Origin of the sequence: Enterococcus sp. UD-01, from assembly GCF_044909655.1 — a bacterium.
In the GTDB taxonomy this organism is placed as follows: Bacteria; Bacillota; Bacilli; order Lactobacillales; family Enterococcaceae; genus Enterococcus_L.
In genome coordinates this window covers 1-18,003 of the sequence record NZ_JBIYEU010000003.1, presented here as the reverse complement: position 1 = coordinate 18,003, position 18,003 = coordinate 1, and the positions used below count along the sequence as shown (strand labels likewise).

13 protein-coding genes are annotated in these 18,003 nt (G+C 40.0%); all 13 read left to right on the top strand.

Annotated elements, in window-relative coordinates; all coding sequences use genetic code 11:
* Positions 1–208: 208 nt before the first annotated feature.
* The 13 genes from pth (at position 209) to lysS (ending at position 17,488) form a co-directional block, all read left to right on the top strand.
* A complete protein-coding gene (gene pth, locus ABH902_RS03665; RefSeq protein WP_404589218.1) occupies positions 209–775 on the top strand; it encodes an aminoacyl-tRNA hydrolase in 567 nt (188 codons plus the stop codon).
* Positions 776–802: 27 nt separating this feature from the next.
* The gene (gene mfd, locus ABH902_RS03660; protein WP_404589217.1) at positions 803–4,339 is read left to right on the top strand and encodes a transcription-repair coupling factor; all 3,537 of its coding nucleotides are present in this window, start codon (positions 803–805) and stop codon (positions 4,337–4,339) included.
* Between the two features lie 1,260 nt (positions 4,340–5,599).
* Positions 5,600–7,186: a polysaccharide biosynthesis protein gene (locus ABH902_RS03655; RefSeq protein ID WP_404589216.1), complete on the top strand. Its 1,587-nt coding sequence runs from the start codon at positions 5,600–5,602 to the stop codon at positions 7,184–7,186.
* Positions 7,187–7,190: 4 nt separating this feature from the next.
* Positions 7,191–7,466, top strand: a complete 276-nt coding sequence (locus ABH902_RS03650; RefSeq protein ID WP_404589215.1) for an RNA-binding S4 domain-containing protein — start codon at positions 7,191–7,193, stop codon at positions 7,464–7,466.
* Between the two features lie 62 nt (positions 7,467–7,528).
* Entirely contained in the window at positions 7,529–7,981 is a 453-nt protein-coding gene (locus ABH902_RS03645; protein WP_404589214.1) for a septum formation initiator family protein, read from the top strand.
* A gap of 55 nt (positions 7,982–8,036) precedes the next feature.
* The gene (locus tag ABH902_RS03640; protein WP_154776657.1) at positions 8,037–8,510 is read left to right on the top strand and encodes a S1 domain-containing RNA-binding protein; all 474 of its coding nucleotides are present in this window, start codon (positions 8,037–8,039) and stop codon (positions 8,508–8,510) included.
* A 75-nt stretch (positions 8,511–8,585) separates the two neighbouring features.
* Positions 8,586–9,980 (top strand): tRNA lysidine(34) synthetase TilS, encoded by a 1,395-nt coding sequence (gene tilS / locus ABH902_RS03635; protein WP_404589213.1) that lies wholly within the window; start codon positions 8,586–8,588, stop codon positions 9,978–9,980.
* Between the two features lie 163 nt (positions 9,981–10,143).
* Positions 10,144–10,689 (top strand): hypoxanthine phosphoribosyltransferase, encoded by a 546-nt coding sequence (gene hpt, locus ABH902_RS03630; RefSeq protein ID WP_404589212.1) that lies wholly within the window; start codon positions 10,144–10,146, stop codon positions 10,687–10,689.
* 95 nt (positions 10,690–10,784) lie between these two features.
* On the top strand, positions 10,785–12,944 hold the full coding sequence (gene ftsH, locus ABH902_RS03625) for an ATP-dependent zinc metalloprotease FtsH (protein ID WP_404589211.1): 2,160 nt from the start codon (positions 10,785–10,787) through the stop codon (positions 12,942–12,944).
* 371 nt (positions 12,945–13,315) lie between these two features.
* On the top strand, positions 13,316–13,804 hold the full coding sequence (locus tag ABH902_RS03620; protein WP_404589210.1) for a helix-turn-helix transcriptional regulator: 489 nt from the start codon (positions 13,316–13,318) through the stop codon (positions 13,802–13,804).
* A gap of 179 nt (positions 13,805–13,983) precedes the next feature.
* Complete coding sequence (gene hslO / locus ABH902_RS03615) at positions 13,984–14,880, top strand: Hsp33 family molecular chaperone HslO (protein ID WP_404589209.1); 897 nt, start codon at positions 13,984–13,986, stop codon at positions 14,878–14,880.
* 12 nt (positions 14,881–14,892) lie between these two features.
* Entirely contained in the window at positions 14,893–15,897 is a 1,005-nt protein-coding gene (gene dusB, locus ABH902_RS03610; protein ID WP_404589208.1) for a tRNA dihydrouridine synthase DusB, read from the top strand.
* A gap of 94 nt (positions 15,898–15,991) precedes the next feature.
* A complete protein-coding gene (gene lysS, locus ABH902_RS03605; protein WP_404589207.1) occupies positions 15,992–17,488 on the top strand; it encodes a lysine--tRNA ligase in 1,497 nt (498 codons plus the stop codon).
* The last annotated feature ends 515 nt before the right edge of the window (positions 17,489–18,003 follow it).

Below are 18,003 nucleotides of genomic sequence, written 5' to 3'. Positions count from 1 at the left end.
CTTTCATGTGCGTTACTTCACTATTTCCGCAGATAGTTATTTTTTTATAAAGGTGTTTTATTGCTCTTATAGCTTTTTTAATAATTTAAAAGATTCGGCTGTTGTAAGTTTTGTGGTATAATTGTAAAAAAACTGGGCAGAGGCTTTTCCTGCTCGGGTATTTTGTGTTGGAAAATGAAACAGGTACTTTACAAGGAGAATATAGTCAATGAAAATGATTGTCGGGTTAGGTAACCCAGGAAGTAAATATCAAACAACAAAACATAATATTGGTTTCATTACAGTCGATGAAATTGCCCATCGCTACAATGCCACTTTTAATAAAAGTCAATTTGAAGCAGACATTGCTCAATTTTTTATTGGTACAGAAAAAATTATGCTGGTTAAACCACTGACCTTTATGAATGAATCCGGACGTTCTGTGGGACCTTTAATGACTTATTACGGGATAACAGAAGCCGAATTAATCGTTATTTATGATGATTTGGATTTAGAAGTAGGAAAAATTCGCTTGCGACAAAAAGGCAGTGCGGGCGGTCACAATGGTGTTAAAAGTCTGATCGCTCATTTAGGAACGAATGTCTTTCCGCGAATAAAAATCGGTATTGGTCGTCCTATGGGCAAGCAAACGGTCATTCAACATGTATTAAGCACTTTCCCTAAAGACAGCCATGAAGCGATGCTTATAGCAGTAAAAAACGCTGCTGATGCAGCTATTTATGCCTGCGAAGGACACAGCTTCGTCGATACAATGAATCAATTCAATGGAAAATAAACGTAAAAAACAAAGGAGGAGCCAGATGTGAATATCATTGAACGAATTGGCAAAAGTGATTTAGTTAAAGACTGGCAAAAGCAATTAAAGAAAAATACACGTCAGTTAATCACCGGCTTAGCTGGCTCAGCCAAAACCTTAGTCATGACAAGCGGCTTTCAGCAAAATAATAAAAAAGTTGTTGTAGCGGTTCCTAATCTCTACTATGCGAATCAGCTGGCAGAGGATTTTCGTAATATTTTATCAGAAGAGGACGTGTATTTATTTCCTGTAGATGAAGTGTTGTCTGCCGAAATGGCTTTTTCTTCCCCAGAAGCACGTGCGGAACGTGTCGCGGCTTTAAATTTTCTTTTAACTGATCAGCCGGGGATTGTCGTTGTACCTGTGGCGGGCTTAAGAAAATATTTGCCAAGCAAACAAACATGGCGTGAGGCTCAGCTTCATTGGGAAGTTGGCGGTGAAATTGATTTAGACTCGCTGGCTCAGCAATTGGTTTTGATGGGCTATGAGCGGCAGTCGTTAGTCGGAAAGCCGGGTGATTTTAGTATTCGGGGCAGTATTATTGATGTCTATCCTTTGAATGCGGAATATCCTGTCAGAGCAGAGCTCTTTGACATTGAAATTGATTCTTTGCGCTACTTTGAAGCGGATACGCAGCGTTCGGTTGCACCGATTGATCAGGTAACCTTATCGCCAATGACCGATTTAATCTTTTCAGCAGCAGACCTTGCTCACGGGGAGAAACAGCTAGAAAAAGCGCTGGAAAAACGTGTAGCGATTGCTAAGGATGCTGCAGAAAAGGACTTTTTACAAGAATATTTTGGGCAATTAAGTACCTCATGGAATCAAGGGCTTCCCACAGATACTGCTCATTATTACACGGATCTTTTATACAAAGAAAAAACAACGTTGCTTGATTATTTTGCCGATGACAGCCTGATTTTTATTGACGATTATGCTCGCATACTCGAGGCAGAGCGTGAAATTACTAGAGAAGAAAATGAATGGCAAGTATTGAAGCTGGAGGAAATGCGTATTTTTCCAGAGCAGACGTTTGGATTGGATTTTCATGAACAGGTACGTAAGCTTTCTCTAGCGGCTACTTTCTTTTCACTTTTTCAAAAAGGAATGGGGAATTTACGTTTTCAAGCAGTGCATAATTTTCAGTATCGTTCGATGCAGCAATTTTTCGGACAAATGCCTTTATTGAAAACTGAAATGGATCGCTGGCAAAAACAAGATCAGACAGTCGTCGTCTTTGTTCCTACAAAAGAACGCAGTCAAAAAGTAGAAGAGCTGTTTCGTGATTTTGATATTACCAGTGTCAATACGGCAGCCGATCAGCTACTGGAAGGCAAAATTCAAATTATTGAAAGCTCACTGCAGTCAGGCTTTGAGCTGCCGACTGAAAAGCTGGTAGCAATTACCGAAAAAGAAATTTTTCATACTACCACGAAAAAAAGAGCGAGACGCCAAACCGTTTCCAACGCCGAACGCTTAAAAAGCTACAGTGATTTAAAAACAGGCGATTATGTTGTTCATGCGAATCATGGGATCGGGAAGTATATTGGAATGCAAACACTGGAAGTGGATGGCGTACACCAAGATTACATCACGATTCTTTATCAAAATGACGATAAGCTGTTCATTCCGGTTACCCAGTTGAATTTAATTCAAAAATTTGTAGCTTCAGAAGCAAAATCGCCTAAAATCAACAAGCTGGGCGGCAGCGAATGGAGCAAAACCAAGCGCAAGGTATCTTCTAAAATTGAAGATATTGCAGACGATTTAATTCAGCTGTATGCTGCACGTGAGTCTGAACAAGGCTATGCTTTTCCGCCTGATGATGCTTACCAAAAAGAATTCGAAGCGGCGTTTCCTTACAGCGAAACAGATGATCAGCTGCGCAGTGCGGCTGAAATCAAGCACGATATGGAAAAAACAAGGCCTATGGATCGCTTGCTAGTGGGCGATGTCGGCTATGGTAAAACAGAAGTTGCCTTAAGAGCTGCTTTTAAAGCAATCAACAATAACAAGCAGGTTGCTTTTTTAGTGCCAACCACAATTTTAGCGCAGCAGCATTATGAAACTATGGTTGATCGGTTTGAAGGTTTTCCGGTAGAAATTGGCTTGTTAAGTCGATTTAGAACGAAAAAGCAGCAAAACGCAACAATTGAAAAGATTAAGCGTGGACAAGTGGATATTGTTGTAGGAACCCATCGTTTGCTTTCGCAGGATGTCACCTTCAGTGATTTAGGTCTTTTGGTCATTGATGAAGAGCAGCGTTTCGGCGTGAAGCACAAAGAACGCTTGAAGCAATTGCGGGCACAGGTAGACGTTTTGACTTTAACAGCGACACCGATTCCTCGTACCTTGCATATGTCGATGCTGGGAGTACGCGATCTTTCCGTTATCGAAACGCCGCCTGAAAATCGTTATCCGATTCAGACCTACGTTATGGAGCAAAATCCGGGAGCGGTTCGGGAAGCTATCGAAAGGGAAATGGCTCGTGACGGGCAAGTCTTTTATTTGTATAATCGAGTAGACACGATTGAGCAAAAGGTAGAAGAACTGCAAGCGCTGGTGCCGAATGCACGCATCGCTTATGCGCATGGTCAAATGACTGAAGTCCAGCTGGAAAATACATTATTTGATTTTATTGAGCGGCAGTATGATATTTTGGTAACCACTACGATTATCGAAACAGGGGTGGATATTCCCAATGCCAATACGCTTTTCGTTGAAAATGCGGATTATATGGGCTTGTCTACGCTGTATCAGCTGCGTGGCAGAGTCGGCCGGAGTAATCGTGTAGCGTACGCTTATTTTATGTATGAGCAGCAAAAGATTTTAAATGAAGTAAGTGAAAAACGTTTAGAAGCAATTAAGGATTTCACTGAATTGGGTTCAGGGTTCAAAATTGCTATGCGTGATCTTTCTATCCGGGGAGCCGGTAATTTATTAGGAGCGCAGCAGCACGGCTTTATTGATTCAGTCGGTTTCGATATGTATTCACAAATGCTGGCAGAAGCAGTGGCTCGCAAGCAAGGGAAAAATATTCAGGATCAAAAAACCTCTGTGGAAATTGATCTGGGCATTGATGCCTATCTTCCGTCAAGCTATATCGCGGATGAACGGCAGAAAATTGAAATTTATAAACGGATTCGTCAATTGGAAAACCAAGAGATGTATGATGAGCTTGAAGCTGATTTACTCGATCGTTTTGGAGAATATCCAGATGAAGTCGCCCATTTGTTAACGACAGGTCTAATCAAAATGAACGGCGATCGTGCGCTGTTTGAATCAATTCGGAAACGGCAGCAGGAAATTGTTTTTACATTAAGCAAAATTGGTACGAAAACATATAATGTAGAACAAATTTTTGAAGCCTTGGCTCATACACAATTAAAAGCCGATTTGGCAGTGGATAATGAGAAGATGACGATTCGTCTAAAAGTACCAAAAACAATGAATCAAGCAGCCTGGCTGCAGGAAGTCGCTTCATTTACAGCAGCGCTAAGACAAGAAAAATACAAAACAACGGCTGTGAAGGAAGAAGAATAGCCATGTGGTATTTTGCTGGAATTACAGTGGAAGATTGAGCGGATGATGAATGGTGCAGGACTTGCTGAGAATCACGATGAAAGAAGAGTGGATGAGGAACAGTACGAGACTTGCTGAGAATCACAATGAAAGAAATGAGTGGACAATGAACGGTACGAGACTTGCTGAGAATCACAACGAATGAAATAAGTTGATGATGAACAGTACAAGACTTGCTGAGAATCACAACGAAAGAAATGAGTTGATGATGAACAGTACAAGACTTTCGTAAGAAAGTGTTGATCATTATTATTATCCAGCTACACAAATCAATCTTTAGGAAAATAGATAAATTGCCAGTGAAACAAAAAGCGTTTCAAAGTCAATTTCCTAATTTTCTACAAGATTAAACGATTTGTTCCGCTTTTAAGTTATCCAGCTGCATGAGCCAGCCTTTCGGGAAAAAGATAAAAATAGTTTGTGGCAGAAAGCGCCACAATCGATTTTTCCTATTTTCCTGTCAAGGCTAAGCGACTCATTCCGCTTTTAATGTTATCCAGCTGCACAAATCAATCCTTAGGAAAATAGATAAATTGCCAGTGAGACAAGGAGCGTCTCAATGTCAATTTCCTAATTTTCTACAGGATTAAGCGATTTGTTCCGCTTTTAAGTTATCCAGCTGCATGAGCCAGCCTTTCGGGAAAAAGATAAAAATAGTTTGTGGCAAAAAGCGCCACAATCGATTTTTCCTATTTGCTGAGAATCACAGTGAAATGAAATTGAACTGATGATGAACAGTACAAGACTTTCGTAGAAAGTGTTGATCATTATTGATATCCAGCTGCACAAATCAATCCTTAGGAAAATAGATAAATTGCCAGTGAGACAAAAAGCGTCTCAATGTCAATTTCCTAATTTTCTACAGGATTAAGCGATTTGTTTCGCTTTTAAGTTATCCAGCTGCACAGGCTAGCTCTTCGGAAAAAAGATAAATTGCGGATAAGGCAAAAGGCGCCTTTTTCTCAATTTCCTATTTTGCTGAGAATCACAACGAAAGAAATGAGTTGATGATGAACAGTACAAGACTTTTAGAAAAAAGTGTTGAACCTTTCCGAAGAGCTGGGCGAGCCTGTTCCGCTTTTAATGTTATCCAGCTGCATGAGCTGACTCCTCGGGAAAAAGATAAAAGCTGTTTGTGACAGAAACCGTCACAATCATCTTTTCCTATTTTCCAGTCGGAGTCGGGCAAGCTCATTCCGCTTTTAATAATAGGAGGTTTTTATGGCGCATAGGGAAATGCGGTCGATGATGCAGGGGGCTTTGGTTTTGACTATTGCTTCATTTATAGCTAAGGTTTTGAGTGCGGTGTATCGGGTGCCGTTTCAAAATTTGGTTGGCGATGAAGGGTTTTATGTGTATCAACAGGTCTATCCGATTTATGGGATTGCTATGACATTGGCGTTGTCAGGTTTACCTCAATTTATTTCTAAAATCGTTGCTGAGCAAAAGGAACTGAGTGCGCAAAAGAAGGTATTACAGCAGTTGTTCCCCTTCGTTTTTATCACTGCAGGTGTTTTATGGGCTTTTTTCTTTTTTGGAAGTCACACGATTGCAGGCTTGATGGGAGATGTTCGACTGACTTCTTTGGTTCAAGTCGTTTCGTTTACGTTTTTGCTGGTGCCGATTCTATCCTTTTATCGCGGTAATTTTCAAGGTCATTTGCTGATGATTCCCAGCGGTGTTTCTCAGGTGGCAGAGCAATTTGTTCGTGTAGGCGTTATTTTAGTCGCTGCATATGCATTTAGTCGTTTTGGCTGGGATGTTTATCAAACCGGAACTGTAGCTATGAGTGGCGCGTTATTAGGCGGCTTAACTGCAGCGGGAATTCTTTGGTACTATAATCGTAAGATTCAGACAGGCAGTTCGGAATATTTGCTGCATTGGTCGATGTCTGGAAATGCTAGACAATTAGTTGGTCGTTTGCTGCTGGAAGGCGGGATTGTTTCTTTGTATAGTGCTTTCCTGATTTTGTTTCAGCTGGTCGATTCCTTTTTTGTTAAAAATTCTTTAGTGTTAGCTGGTTTAAGTGATTCCGCTGCTAAAATTGACAAAGGGGTCTATGATCGGGGTCAGCCGTTGGTGCAGTTGGGCTTAGTGGTAGCATTAGCTTTAAGCTCAAGCTTTTTACCTGCTTTGACAAAGTATTATACGAATGGAGAGCACGGCCGTTTTATCCAAGCAGCCAAAGTTTTTCTACGATTGACAACGACGATTGCCGCAGCCGCCTCGGTTGGTTTGATCCTTTTGCTGCCATATATGAATTTTGCGTTGTTTAAGGATTATAAAGGAAACGGTGTATTGGGGATTTACGTTTGCTCGATTGCTTTAATGGCAGTGATTCAATCCTATCAGAGTATTCTGCAAAGTCGTAATCAGTTTAAAACAGCAATGCTTGCTGCTGCATTTGGTCTTTTGGTAAAATTAGTTGCAACTAGTCCGCTTACTCAATTATGGGGAACTGCTGGAGCAAGCATTTCAACTATTGCCGGTTTAGTCGCTGCCTTAGGGCTTTTAATCCGTTTTTCTAGTAAAGAACTGAATCAATTTGCCGTTGACCATCAATTTTTGAAAAAACTACTGCTTAGCTTGGTGCTGATGGCTGTTGTATTACTCTTGTTTCAAGGGGGCGTCGCTGTGCTACTCGGTGGTAGTGTGGCTCATCGTGGTCAGGCGCTTGTTGTAACACTACTCGGTGTTTTACTGGGTGGTGCGACCTTTATTTATACAATAATTAAAATAAAACTATTTACTTTGCGGGAATGGTTGACATTGCCGTTTGGTGCAAAAATATTAAGAATGAAAAGGTGAACGTATGCGATTAGATAAGTTTTTAAAAGTTTCGCGCATTATTAAAAGAAGAACCGTTGCAAAAGAAGTAGCTGACAAAGGGCGAATTCAAATAAACGGTCTCTTAGCAAAATCATCAAGTAATGTAAAAATTGGCGACCAAGTAAAGATCCAATTTGGGAATAAATTATTAGAAATCAAAGTTATGGAGTTGCACGACTCTACGAAAAAAGAAGATGCCGAAAAAATGTATCAGGTTATTTCTGAAACAAGAGTTGACAATAGTAGCAATTTAGATTAGACAAGCTTCTCAGATGTTGGTATAATAAAGCAGACAATCCCAAAACGAGTGGAGCATAGAACATGGTGAAAAAGAAAAAAGACATGGAGAAAGTTGCTGCGTTGGATAACGAGTATACAAAAGAACAGTATGCCGAATTCCAAAAACAGCAAAAACAGTTGATTTTCAGACGTCGGCGTTTGACGGTAGTTTTTCTTGCAGCTTTTGTGATTTTTGTGTTTTCTGGTATTCAGCTGGTAAAAGATTACAGTCAATTGAATTCTTTTAAAAAACAGCATGCCCAAGTGGTGAAAGAATCAGCTGAAGTGGACAAAAAGGTGAAACGATTGGAACAAGATGTCGCTCTTTTAAATGATGATGATTATGTTGCTAAGCTGGCTCGTGATCGATTTGATGTGTCAAAAGAAGGCGAACAGATTTACAGTATTCCAGATCTGAACAAAGCAAGTAGCTATAACAGCGAACAACAGTCAACAGAAGAAAGTCAATCACAGTCTCATTCATCTGAACAATAATCAGGCGAATAGCTGCAGATATAATAGGGTAAATAATAGGAGGAACATTTTTTTTATGTCAATTGAAGTAGGAGCTAAGTTGCCGGGAAAAGTGTCAGGTATCACTAATTTTGGAGCTTTCATCGATTTAGGTGAAGGGAAAACAGGGTTAGTTCACATTAGTGAAGTATCAAATGGATTCGTAAAAGATATCCACGATGTATTAAGTGTTGGAGATGAAGTGACTGTTAAAGTTACCTCTGTTGGCGATGATGGAAAAATAGGCTTATCCATTCGCAAGGCACAAGAGCAGCCAGTTGAACAAAAGCGTGAGTTCCAGCGCCGTGACAACCATGAATATCAAGGGAATCGCGACCGTAATCAACGTTCAGCACCTAAAAAACAATTTACACGAGCACAGCCAGCGAACTCAAAACAAGATTTTGATTCATTAATGAGCTCATTTTTAAAAGATAGTGACGATCGTTTATCATCTTTAAAACGCAACACTGAAGGCAAACGCGGCGGACGCGGCGGGCGCCGTAACTAATAAATTATCGAAGCTGAGCGAAAGCTCGGCTTTTCTGTTTGAGGTCGTAGGTTTAGATCGAAAAGAGGGGACCGCATGTTTCAGGAATTTTATCGTCGGGGCAAGCAGAATAATTATTGGCAGCCAAAGCAAAAAATTTTAGTGGCCGTTTCTGGCGGCGTTGATTCAATGGTTTTACTGGAGCTGCTGCAAAAAGCTGCTGAAAAAGATCACTTAAGCTTGGCTGTTGCTCACATTGACCACCAATTAAGACCCGTTTCAAAACAAGAAGCGGATTACTTAAAAAGCTATTGTCACGAACGACACTTAACGTTTTATAGTCAAAAATGGCAGGCAAGGGACAAACAAAAAAATACAGAAGCAAGAGCCAGAGCGTTTCGCTATAATTTCTTTTCAAAAATCATGGTAAACGAAAATTATACAGCTGTTATGACAGCGCACCACCAAGATGATCAGGCAGAAACGATTTTAATGAAGCTGACTCGCGGTAGTGCCTTAACTAATCTGGCTGGTATTCGCGACAAGCAAGTTTTTAGCAAGGGTCATTTAATTCGACCGCTTTTAACCTTTTCAAAAGCAGAGCTGCTGGATTACGCGCAGAAAACAAAGTTGATCTATTTTGAAGATGAAACGAACCAAAGCAATGATTATGTCAGAAATCGGCTGCGCCATCAAGTGGTTCCGATACTGAAAAAAGAGAACCCACAATTTTTACAACACATGTCTGAGTTTAGTACACAAGTAGAGCTGGCGGCGGACCTCATTCATTCAGTGATTGAACCTAAATACACTCGTTGGGTACAGTCTAATGAAGTTGGCTGGCAATGTTCATTAGCTGAATTAAAACAGGAAAAAACCAGTGTCCAGACCTTCTTTTTAATGCATCTGTTACAGCAAACCCTTTTACCAAAAGGTGTGCCAGTAAAACATTATCATATGCAACAGCTCTTGGCGATGATAAATCAGCCGACACCACAAATGACGTTAGATATTGGCATGGGGTGGCAGGCGTTGAAGACGTACGAACAAATTTATTTGCAAAAAAAACAGCTTCATGAGAAGCAGCAATCGTATGTACTGCATTTGAATGAACCGCTTTTTTTATCTGAAAATGAATGGCTAGTTTTAGAAAAAGTGACAGAGCCGCTTAAGCTTCCGGAAAGTCTGCAGGATTGGCAAACTTATTCTTTGCCAATTGCTAGTCAACTGAAGCAGCCCTTTTTAGTTAGACATCGTTTAAACGGCGACAAAATAGCGCTGCAGCCCAATCTGACAAAAAAAGTAAGCCGTTTATTTATTGATAATAAAGTACCCAATACTCAAAGGGAACAAGCCTGGCTGATTTGGTCAGCGGACAAAGAGCTGATTTGGATACCAAACTTTGCAAATTCCTATTTGAGTATTCCTAAAGAAACTGATAAAATACACTACAGACTCCTTTATAAAACAAAGCAGCGCTTGAGTGAATAACTCTGACTGTTTTATAGTAAAGGATGCCACCGACATGTTTTGATCTGAACGAAGTTTGAAGCATAAAAGTCCTTAATTGGATGACAAGGAGTAAATGACTCATTATTTTGTGAAGGAAGTAAATTGGGAAAAACAGCGAACCATTAAGGAGAAGGAGAGCGTTATGCTAGAGAAAGACATTAAGCAAGTTTTAATTTCCGAAGAACAAATTCTTGAAAAATCAAAAGAATTAGGAAAACAGCTGACAGAAGATTACAAAGACAAAAATCCTTTAGTGATCGGTATTTTAAAAGGAGCCATTCCTTTTATGGCTGACATTACTCGCTGTATTGATACACATTTAGAAATGGATTTTATGGATGTTTCAAGTTACGGAAATGCGACAGTTTCTTCCGGTGAAGTAAAGATCGTCAAAGATCTTGACACAAATGTCGAAGGACGCAACGTATTGATCGTGGAAGATATTATCGACAGCGGTCGAACACTGGCTTATCTAGTGGATTTATTTAAATATAGAAAAGCCGCATCTGTAAAAATCGTCACTCTTTTAGACAAACCTGAAGGACGTGTGGTGGATATTAATGCTGACTATGTAGGATTTCACGTGCCGAACGAATTCGTTGTCGGCTATGGCTTGGATTATGCAGAAGCTTATCGTAATTTACCTTATGTTGGCGTGTTGAAACCTGAAATATATGAATCAAATTAATATCTCTCTTTGAATTAGTTATGTTACAATGGAAAGGTCAGAATTGATAAAAATACCGTAAATAAATTACGAGCAGTCACTAAAGGAGGACAGGCATGAATAAAAAGAATGGCGGCATGAAAAATGGCCTATATTATGTATTGCTGATCTTGGCGATGGTCATGGTTATTTATTTCATTTTTGGAAATAATAATTCGCAATCTCCAGATATCGAATACTCAACCTTCAATACCCAGTTAGAAGAAGGGAAAGTGAAGGAACTGACAATCCAGCCTACCAACGGCGTTTATAAGATTACAGGTCAGTACAAAGAAAAACAAGAAATCAAAAACACTGGTGGTCTTGCATTATGGGGATCAACAGAAGTAACCACAAAAGCATTTACCACGATTGTCCTGCCAAGTGATATTACACTTTCAGGAATTCAGGATATGGCTCAGAAAAACAATGTAAAACTAACAGTGAAAGAACAATCTACAAGCGGTGCTTGGCTTTCTCTCTTATTTAGCTTCTTACCACTTGTCTTGTTAGTCTTCTTATTCTACATGATGATGGGACAACAAGGTGGCGGTGGCGGTGGCGGCGGCCGTGTGATGAACTTCGGTAAATCCAAAGCCAAAGAAGCCGACAAAAAAGCGAATCGTGTACGTTTCTCTGACGTAGCTGGAGCTGAAGAAGAAAAACAAGAACTAGTAGAAGTGGTTGAATTTCTAAAAGATCCGCGTCGTTTTGTCGAATTAGGTGCACGTATACCAGCAGGTGTTCTTTTAGAGGGACCTCCAGGAACTGGTAAAACTTTACTGGCGAAAGCTGTTGCCGGTGAAGCAGGCGTACCATTCTACTCAATCTCTGGTTCTGATTTCGTTGAAATGTTTGTCGGTGTCGGTGCAAGCCGTGTCCGCGACTTATTTGAAACAGCGAAGAAAAATGCACCAGCGATTATCTTTATTGATGAAATTGATGCTGTAGGACGTCAACGTGGCGCCGGCATGGGCGGCGGTCACGATGAACGTGAACAAACCTTGAACCAATTGCTAGTTGAAATGGATGGTTTCGACGGAAATGAAGGAGTTATTGTCATTGCCGCAACAAACCGTTCAGATGTATTAGATCCGGCGTTATTACGTCCAGGTCGTTTTGACCGTCAAATTCTAGTTGGTCGTCCGGACGTTAAAGGCCGTGAAGCAATTCTGAAAGTTCACGCCCGCAACAAACCGTTGGCAGACGATGTTGACTTGAAAGTTGTTGCGCAACAAACACCAGGCTTTGCCGGTGCAGACTTAGAAAATGTCTTAAACGAAGCAGCCTTAGTTGCCGCTCGTCGCAACAAAAAGAAAATCGATGCGTCAGATGTGGATGAAGCTGAAGACCGTGTGATTGCCGGTCCTGCGAAGAAAGACCGCGTCATCAACAAAAAAGAACGTGAAATGGTTGCTTACCATGAAGCTGGACATACAATTGTCGGTTTAGTGTTAAGCCGTGCGCGTGTGGTTCACAAAGTAACGATCATTCCTCGCGGACGTGCTGGCGGCTACATGATTGCGTTGCCTAAAGAAGATCAATTCTTAATGACAAAAGAAGATATGTTTGAACAAATCGTTGGCTTGCTTGGCGGACGTACAGCGGAAGAAATTATTTTCGGCGTACAATCAACAGGCGCTTCTAATGACTTTGAACAAGCAACAGGTATTGCCCGCAGTATGGTAACTGAATACGGAATGAGTGACAAATTAGGCCCTGTTCAATACGAAGGCAATCACCAAGTTTTTGTTGGACGTGACTATGGTCAAACAAAAGCTTACTCTGAACAAGTCGCCTTTGAAATCGATCAAGAAGTTCGTCGTATCTTAATGGAAGCTCACGATAAAGCCCACGAAATTATCGAAGCACATCGTGCACAGCATAAATTAATTGCTGAAAAACTATTAGAATACGAAACACTAGATGCTCGCAGCATCAAGTCATTGTTTGAAGACGGCGTAATGCCGCAAGACGTGCTTGATAGCCAATTCCCAAGTGAAAAAGCGCAAACTTTTGAAGAAGCAAAACGAGCATTGGAAGAAAAAGATGCGCAAAAACAAGCGGAAGAAAAGAATGATTTCGAGGATGCGAAAAAAGAACTTCATGACGAAGCGGAAAAGGAAGAATCCGACAGCGAAAAGACAGAGGAAACCGTTCAATCTGAACATAAAGATGACGAAGAGAAGAACGATTCCGAGTATGATCGCAATAACTTTGAAGATCGTTACAAATAAAATTGAAGAAGATGCTGGAGTAGAAGTGTTTAGCTCCAAAGCGATTCTATCATTTATTTAGAATTTAAGAGGGCAAGACAAAACTAAAAAAGTTTTGTCTTGCTCTCTTTTTACGAATGAACGGTGACCAAAAGTCAATTGCTCGTATCTAAGCGACTTTTGGTTCAACCTTGGTTAAACGGTGACCAAAAGTCAGGTACTACGGCAATTTCATAAAAACCGCCAATGCGAAAAGCGCATTCGTCGTCTTTTACTCCAACTGCTCGTACCTTAACGACTTTTAGTCAATCCTCTTTTTTAGTTGCGTGCGCAACGCAGGGTATTGCTGTATTTTAGAAATGGTAAAGACTACATTTAAAGGAGAGAGTAACGTGACTTTAGGAAAAATGATTCGTGAGAAACGAATAGAACGTGGGCTGACTCAACAGCAATTGGCTGACAAAGTATATGTTACACGCCAAACGATTTCAAAGTGGGAACTAGAAAAAAGTCAGCCAGATCAGATTTCATTGTATTTAATTGAAAATGCCTTACAGTTTAAATGGCACCACATCACTGAAGAGGGAGAAAGGAGTGAGAGGACAATGTCACGTATAAGAAAAAATATAGCTAGTACAGTTTTTGGTTTATTCTTTTTCGGTATTTTATTTTTGCCTATACGTATAATTGGGGTAATAATCAGAAAAAATTGGAGAAACCCTTTATTACAATACATCGGAATCTCAGTGGCTATTGGTATCTATTCTATGTATATGCACTCATTAACAGTCAAAGCATTTTATGTAGTATTGATTTGTCTGATAGTTTTATATCTGAGCATAAGCATCTATTTTTCGTCGAATGAAATGAATGCTAAATAAAAAATATCATTTTTGGTTGTCTGTTACTCTGTAAAAAACAAGACTTAGCTGCTGATTATAATTGGTAGAAAAGTCTTGCTTTTTATTAGCTTAAAATTCTTTAGTTGAAAAATTAAGTAAATCCTAGTATTATCTGATAATGAGTCAGAAATAGTAGCAAGTGAGAAGAGGAAAATAAAATGGAAGACTATTTAGTAAAAGCTCTGTGTTATAAAGGTTCAATTCGTGCTTATGTAGTGTGTGCAACTGAGACCATTTCAGAAGCACAGCGCCGTCATGATACTTGGAGTTCATCAACTGCAGCGTTGGGTAGAACCATGGTAGGAGCCTTGTTACTAGGCGCTACTTTAAAAGGCGACGACAAGCTAACGGTTAAAATTCACGGAAATGGTCCAGCAGGCAGTATCATAGTTGACAGCGACGGCAGCGGTAATACGAAAGGATACATAAGAAATCCCCATGTTAGTCTAAAACTGAATAAAAATGGTAAGATCGATGTCCGCGGCGCAGTAGGGAATGAAGGGATCTTTACTGTGATTAAGGATTTAGGCTTAAAAGAAACCTTTTCCGGACAAACACCAATTGTTTCAGGTGAAATTGGTGAAGACTTCACTTATTTCATGGCAGTTTCTGAACAAATTCCGTCTGCTGTGGGGTTGAGTGTTCTAGTGGATACAGATGAAACGGTTCGTGCGGCTGGCGGCTTCATGATTCAAGTAATGCCTGGTGCAGATGAAAAGACGATTGATTTTATCGAGCAAAGACTACAAGAGGTTCCGCTGATTTCGCGTTTAATTGATGAAGGTGAATCACCAGAAGGGATTCTGGAGCGTCTATTAGGCAAAGATGAAATCGAGATCTTGGAAAAAATGCCGGTTCAATTCAAATGTGACTGCTCAAAAGAAAAATTTGCCACAGCGATTATTGCGGTCGGTATAGATGAAATTAACGCTATGATTGAAGAAGATCATGGCGCAGAAGCAGTTTGCCAATTTTGTGGTAATAAATACCATTACACCGAGCAAGAATTAATTGATTTAAGAGACGAAGCCATTAAAAATACACAAGAAAACTAGGAGGAAAGCTAGATGTGGAAAATAGGCAATGTTGAGATTCCCAATCGCGTTGTTGTTGCACCGATGGCTGGGATCAGCAACGCAGCTTTCCGAGTAACCGTAAAAGAGTTTGGTGCAGGACTGGTTGTTTGCGAAATGATCAGTGATAAAGGCATTCAGCATAGAAATAAAAAAACGCTGGATATGCTTTATATCGATGATAGAGAGTACCCTTTAAGTGTTCAAATTTTCGGTGGTAATAAAGAAACGTTAGTTGAAGCAGCTAAATTTGTAGAGGAAAATACCAAAGCGGCGATTATTGATATTAATATGGGCTGTCCGGTAAATAAAGTCATCAAAGCAGAAGCTGGAGCGAAATGGCTGTTGGATCCGAATAAGGTTTATGAAATGGTAGCAGCTGTATCCTCTGCGGTTGATTTGCCGGTAACCGTTAAAATGAGAATCGGCTGGGATGAAGACCATCTATTTGCTGTTGAAAACGCCCTGGCTGCTGAAAAAGCAGGGGCTTCTGCCATAGCTATGCATGGCCGGACTCGCGTACAGATGTATGAAGGTAAAGCCAATTGGGAAATTTTGAAAGAAGTGAAGAGCCACCTGACGATTCCGTTTATGGGGAATGGCGATGTAAAGACGCCGGAAGATGCCAAACGAATGTTAGAGTATGTCGGAGCAGATGGTGTGATGATTGGCAGAGCGGCATTGGGCAATCCCTGGATGATTCAGCGGACAAAACAGTACCTTGAAACGGGCGAGCTTCTTGCTGAGCCAACTCCTTTTGAAAAAATCGAAACGGCTAAGGTGCATTTAAACCGTTTGGTTGATCTAAAAGGGGAAAAAATCGCGGTCAGAGAGTTTCGTCAACATGCTGCTTACTATCTAAAAGGAATCCCTAGGGCTGCTAAAGTCAAAGCAGCGATTAATCAAGCAGAAACACAACAGAAAATGACAGATTTGCTGGATGAATTTGTAGAAAAAGTAGAAAAACATCTGGAAAAAGAAACGATTGAAATAATCTAGCAAAAAAAGCAGCCTGAATCAAAAGTTCGGCTTGCTTTTTTTTGTTTTACTATGGCATTATAAGGGTATGCGATTTTAGAATGGAGGAAATAAAGTGGCAGATGAACAACAAGCGCACTTAGAAGAGTTAAACGATCAAATGCTTGTGCGTCGTGAGAAAATGGAAAATCTACGTGAAGAAGGGATCGATCCTTTCGGTAAACGTTTTGACCGTACTCATAATTCAAAAGAATTACATGAACAATTCGACCAAAATTCAAAAGAAGAATTAAACGAACTGGACCTTTCCGCAAGTGTTGCCGGTCGTATGATGACTAAACGCGGCAAAGGAAAAGCAGGCTTTGCTCATTTACAGGATCGGGAAGGACAAATCCAAATTTATGTACGTAAAGATCAAGTAGGGGATGAAGCCTACGACATCTTCAAACACGCAGATTTGGGAGATTTCTTCGGAGTAACTGGTCAAATTATGAAAACAGACACAGGCGAAGTGACCATTAAAGCCCAAACAATTGTGCTGTTGACAAAAGCATTGCGCCCGTTGCCAGATAAGTATCACGGCTTAACAAACATTGAGCAACGTTATCGTCAACGTTACTTAGACTTGATCAGCAATAAAGAAAGCTTTGACCGCTTCATGAAGCGCAGCCAAATTATTAGTGAAATTCGCCGCTATTTAGACAGCAATGGTTATGTAGAAGTAGAAACGCCTGTTTTACATAACGATGCTGGAGGAGCTGCTGCTCGGCCGTTTATTACGCATCATAATGCCTTAGATATGGACTTGTATTTACGGATCGCTTTGGAATTACATCTTAAACGATTAATTGTCGGCGGTATGGAAAAAGTTTACGAAATTGGCCGCGTATTCCGTAATGAAGGAATTGACACAACTCATAATCCGGAGTTTACTATGCTAGAAGCATATACTGCTTATACAGATTATAAAGACGTAATGGATTTAACAGAGGGAATCATCCGCAATGCAGCTGAGAAAGTGTTAGGTACAACAACGATCACTTATGACGGGCAATCCGTGGATTTAGGCTCTGAATTTAAACGTGTTCACATGGCAGATGCCATCAAAGAACAAACAGGTGTTGATTTCTGGCAAGAGATGACCATAGAAGAAGCACGAGAATTAGCGAAAAAACATAATGTAGAGATTAATGACAATATGGCGGTAGGGCATATCTTAAATGAATTCTTTGAAACCTTTGTTGAAGATACGTTAACACAACCTACCTTTGTGTACGGGCATCCAGTAGAAGTTTCGCCATTAGCAAAGAAAAATCCGGAAGATCCGCGTTTCACAGACCGATTTGAATTGTTTATAGTAGGAAAAGAATTTGCAAATGCCTTTACTGAATTAAATGATCCGATTGACCAAAGAGAACGTTTTGAAGAACAAGAAAAAGAACGTGAACAAGGAAATGATGAAGCACATGGTGTGGATGAAGACTTTATTGAAGCGTTAGAATATGGATTGCCGCCAACCGGAGGCTTAGGAATTGGAATTGATCGATTAGTTATGTTGCTGACTGATGCACAATCTATTCGTGATGTTTTACTTTTCCCAACGATGAGATAAAAGTAAAAAACAGATTATCAATGAATAATCTGTTTTTTATTTTATGAAAAAATCCTGAAAAGCAATAATTTTTAACGAGTAAAAGACCATAAAAACGAACAATAAAGGACAAAAAGAAAGGAACAATCGGTAACGAAAAAAAGTTCGAAAAAAATGCAAATTTTAATTGACCTGAGCCAAGAATCTTGGTATATTATTACATGTCGCAAGGCGAGGGTAACCAACGCCGGATGACAACAATAGAATAACACTTCAGGTTTGAAAAAAACTTGAAAAATCAGGAATAAAGTTGTTGACAAATAACAGACAACCTGATAAACTAATGAAGTTGTCGCTGAAAGAAACGACAGCGCCGAGCAGAAAAAACTTTGAAACTTTTTTAAAAAAGTGTTGACATCAAATTGAAGATTTGATATGATATAAAAGTTGCTGCGAGGTAACAACGTAGACCTTTGAAAACTGAACAAAGTAAGACGAACCAAATGTGTAGGTTGTTTTTACAACGGTAAAAACAA

Coding starts and splice junctions, on each gene's coding strand:
- ftsH (WP_404589211.1), top strand. CDS start 10,785: ATGAATAAAAAGAATGGCGGCATGAAAAATGGCCTATATTATGTATTG.
- pth (WP_404589218.1), top strand. CDS start 209: ATGAAAATGATTGTCGGGTTAGGTAACCCAGGAAGTAAATATCAAACA.
- hpt (WP_404589212.1), top strand. CDS start 10,144: ATGCTAGAGAAAGACATTAAGCAAGTTTTAATTTCCGAAGAACAAATT.
- ABH902_RS03645 (WP_404589214.1), top strand. CDS start 7,529: ATGGTGAAAAAGAAAAAAGACATGGAGAAAGTTGCTGCGTTGGATAAC.
- ABH902_RS03650 (WP_404589215.1), top strand. CDS start 7,191: ATGCGATTAGATAAGTTTTTAAAAGTTTCGCGCATTATTAAAAGAAGA.
- hslO (WP_404589209.1), top strand. CDS start 13,984: ATGGAAGACTATTTAGTAAAAGCTCTGTGTTATAAAGGTTCAATTCGT.
- tilS (WP_404589213.1), top strand. CDS start 8,586: ATGTTTCAGGAATTTTATCGTCGGGGCAAGCAGAATAATTATTGGCAG.
- ABH902_RS03640 (WP_154776657.1), top strand. CDS start 8,037: ATGTCAATTGAAGTAGGAGCTAAGTTGCCGGGAAAAGTGTCAGGTATC.
- dusB (WP_404589208.1), top strand. CDS start 14,893: ATGTGGAAAATAGGCAATGTTGAGATTCCCAATCGCGTTGTTGTTGCA.
- ABH902_RS03655 (WP_404589216.1), top strand. CDS start 5,600: ATGGCGCATAGGGAAATGCGGTCGATGATGCAGGGGGCTTTGGTTTTG.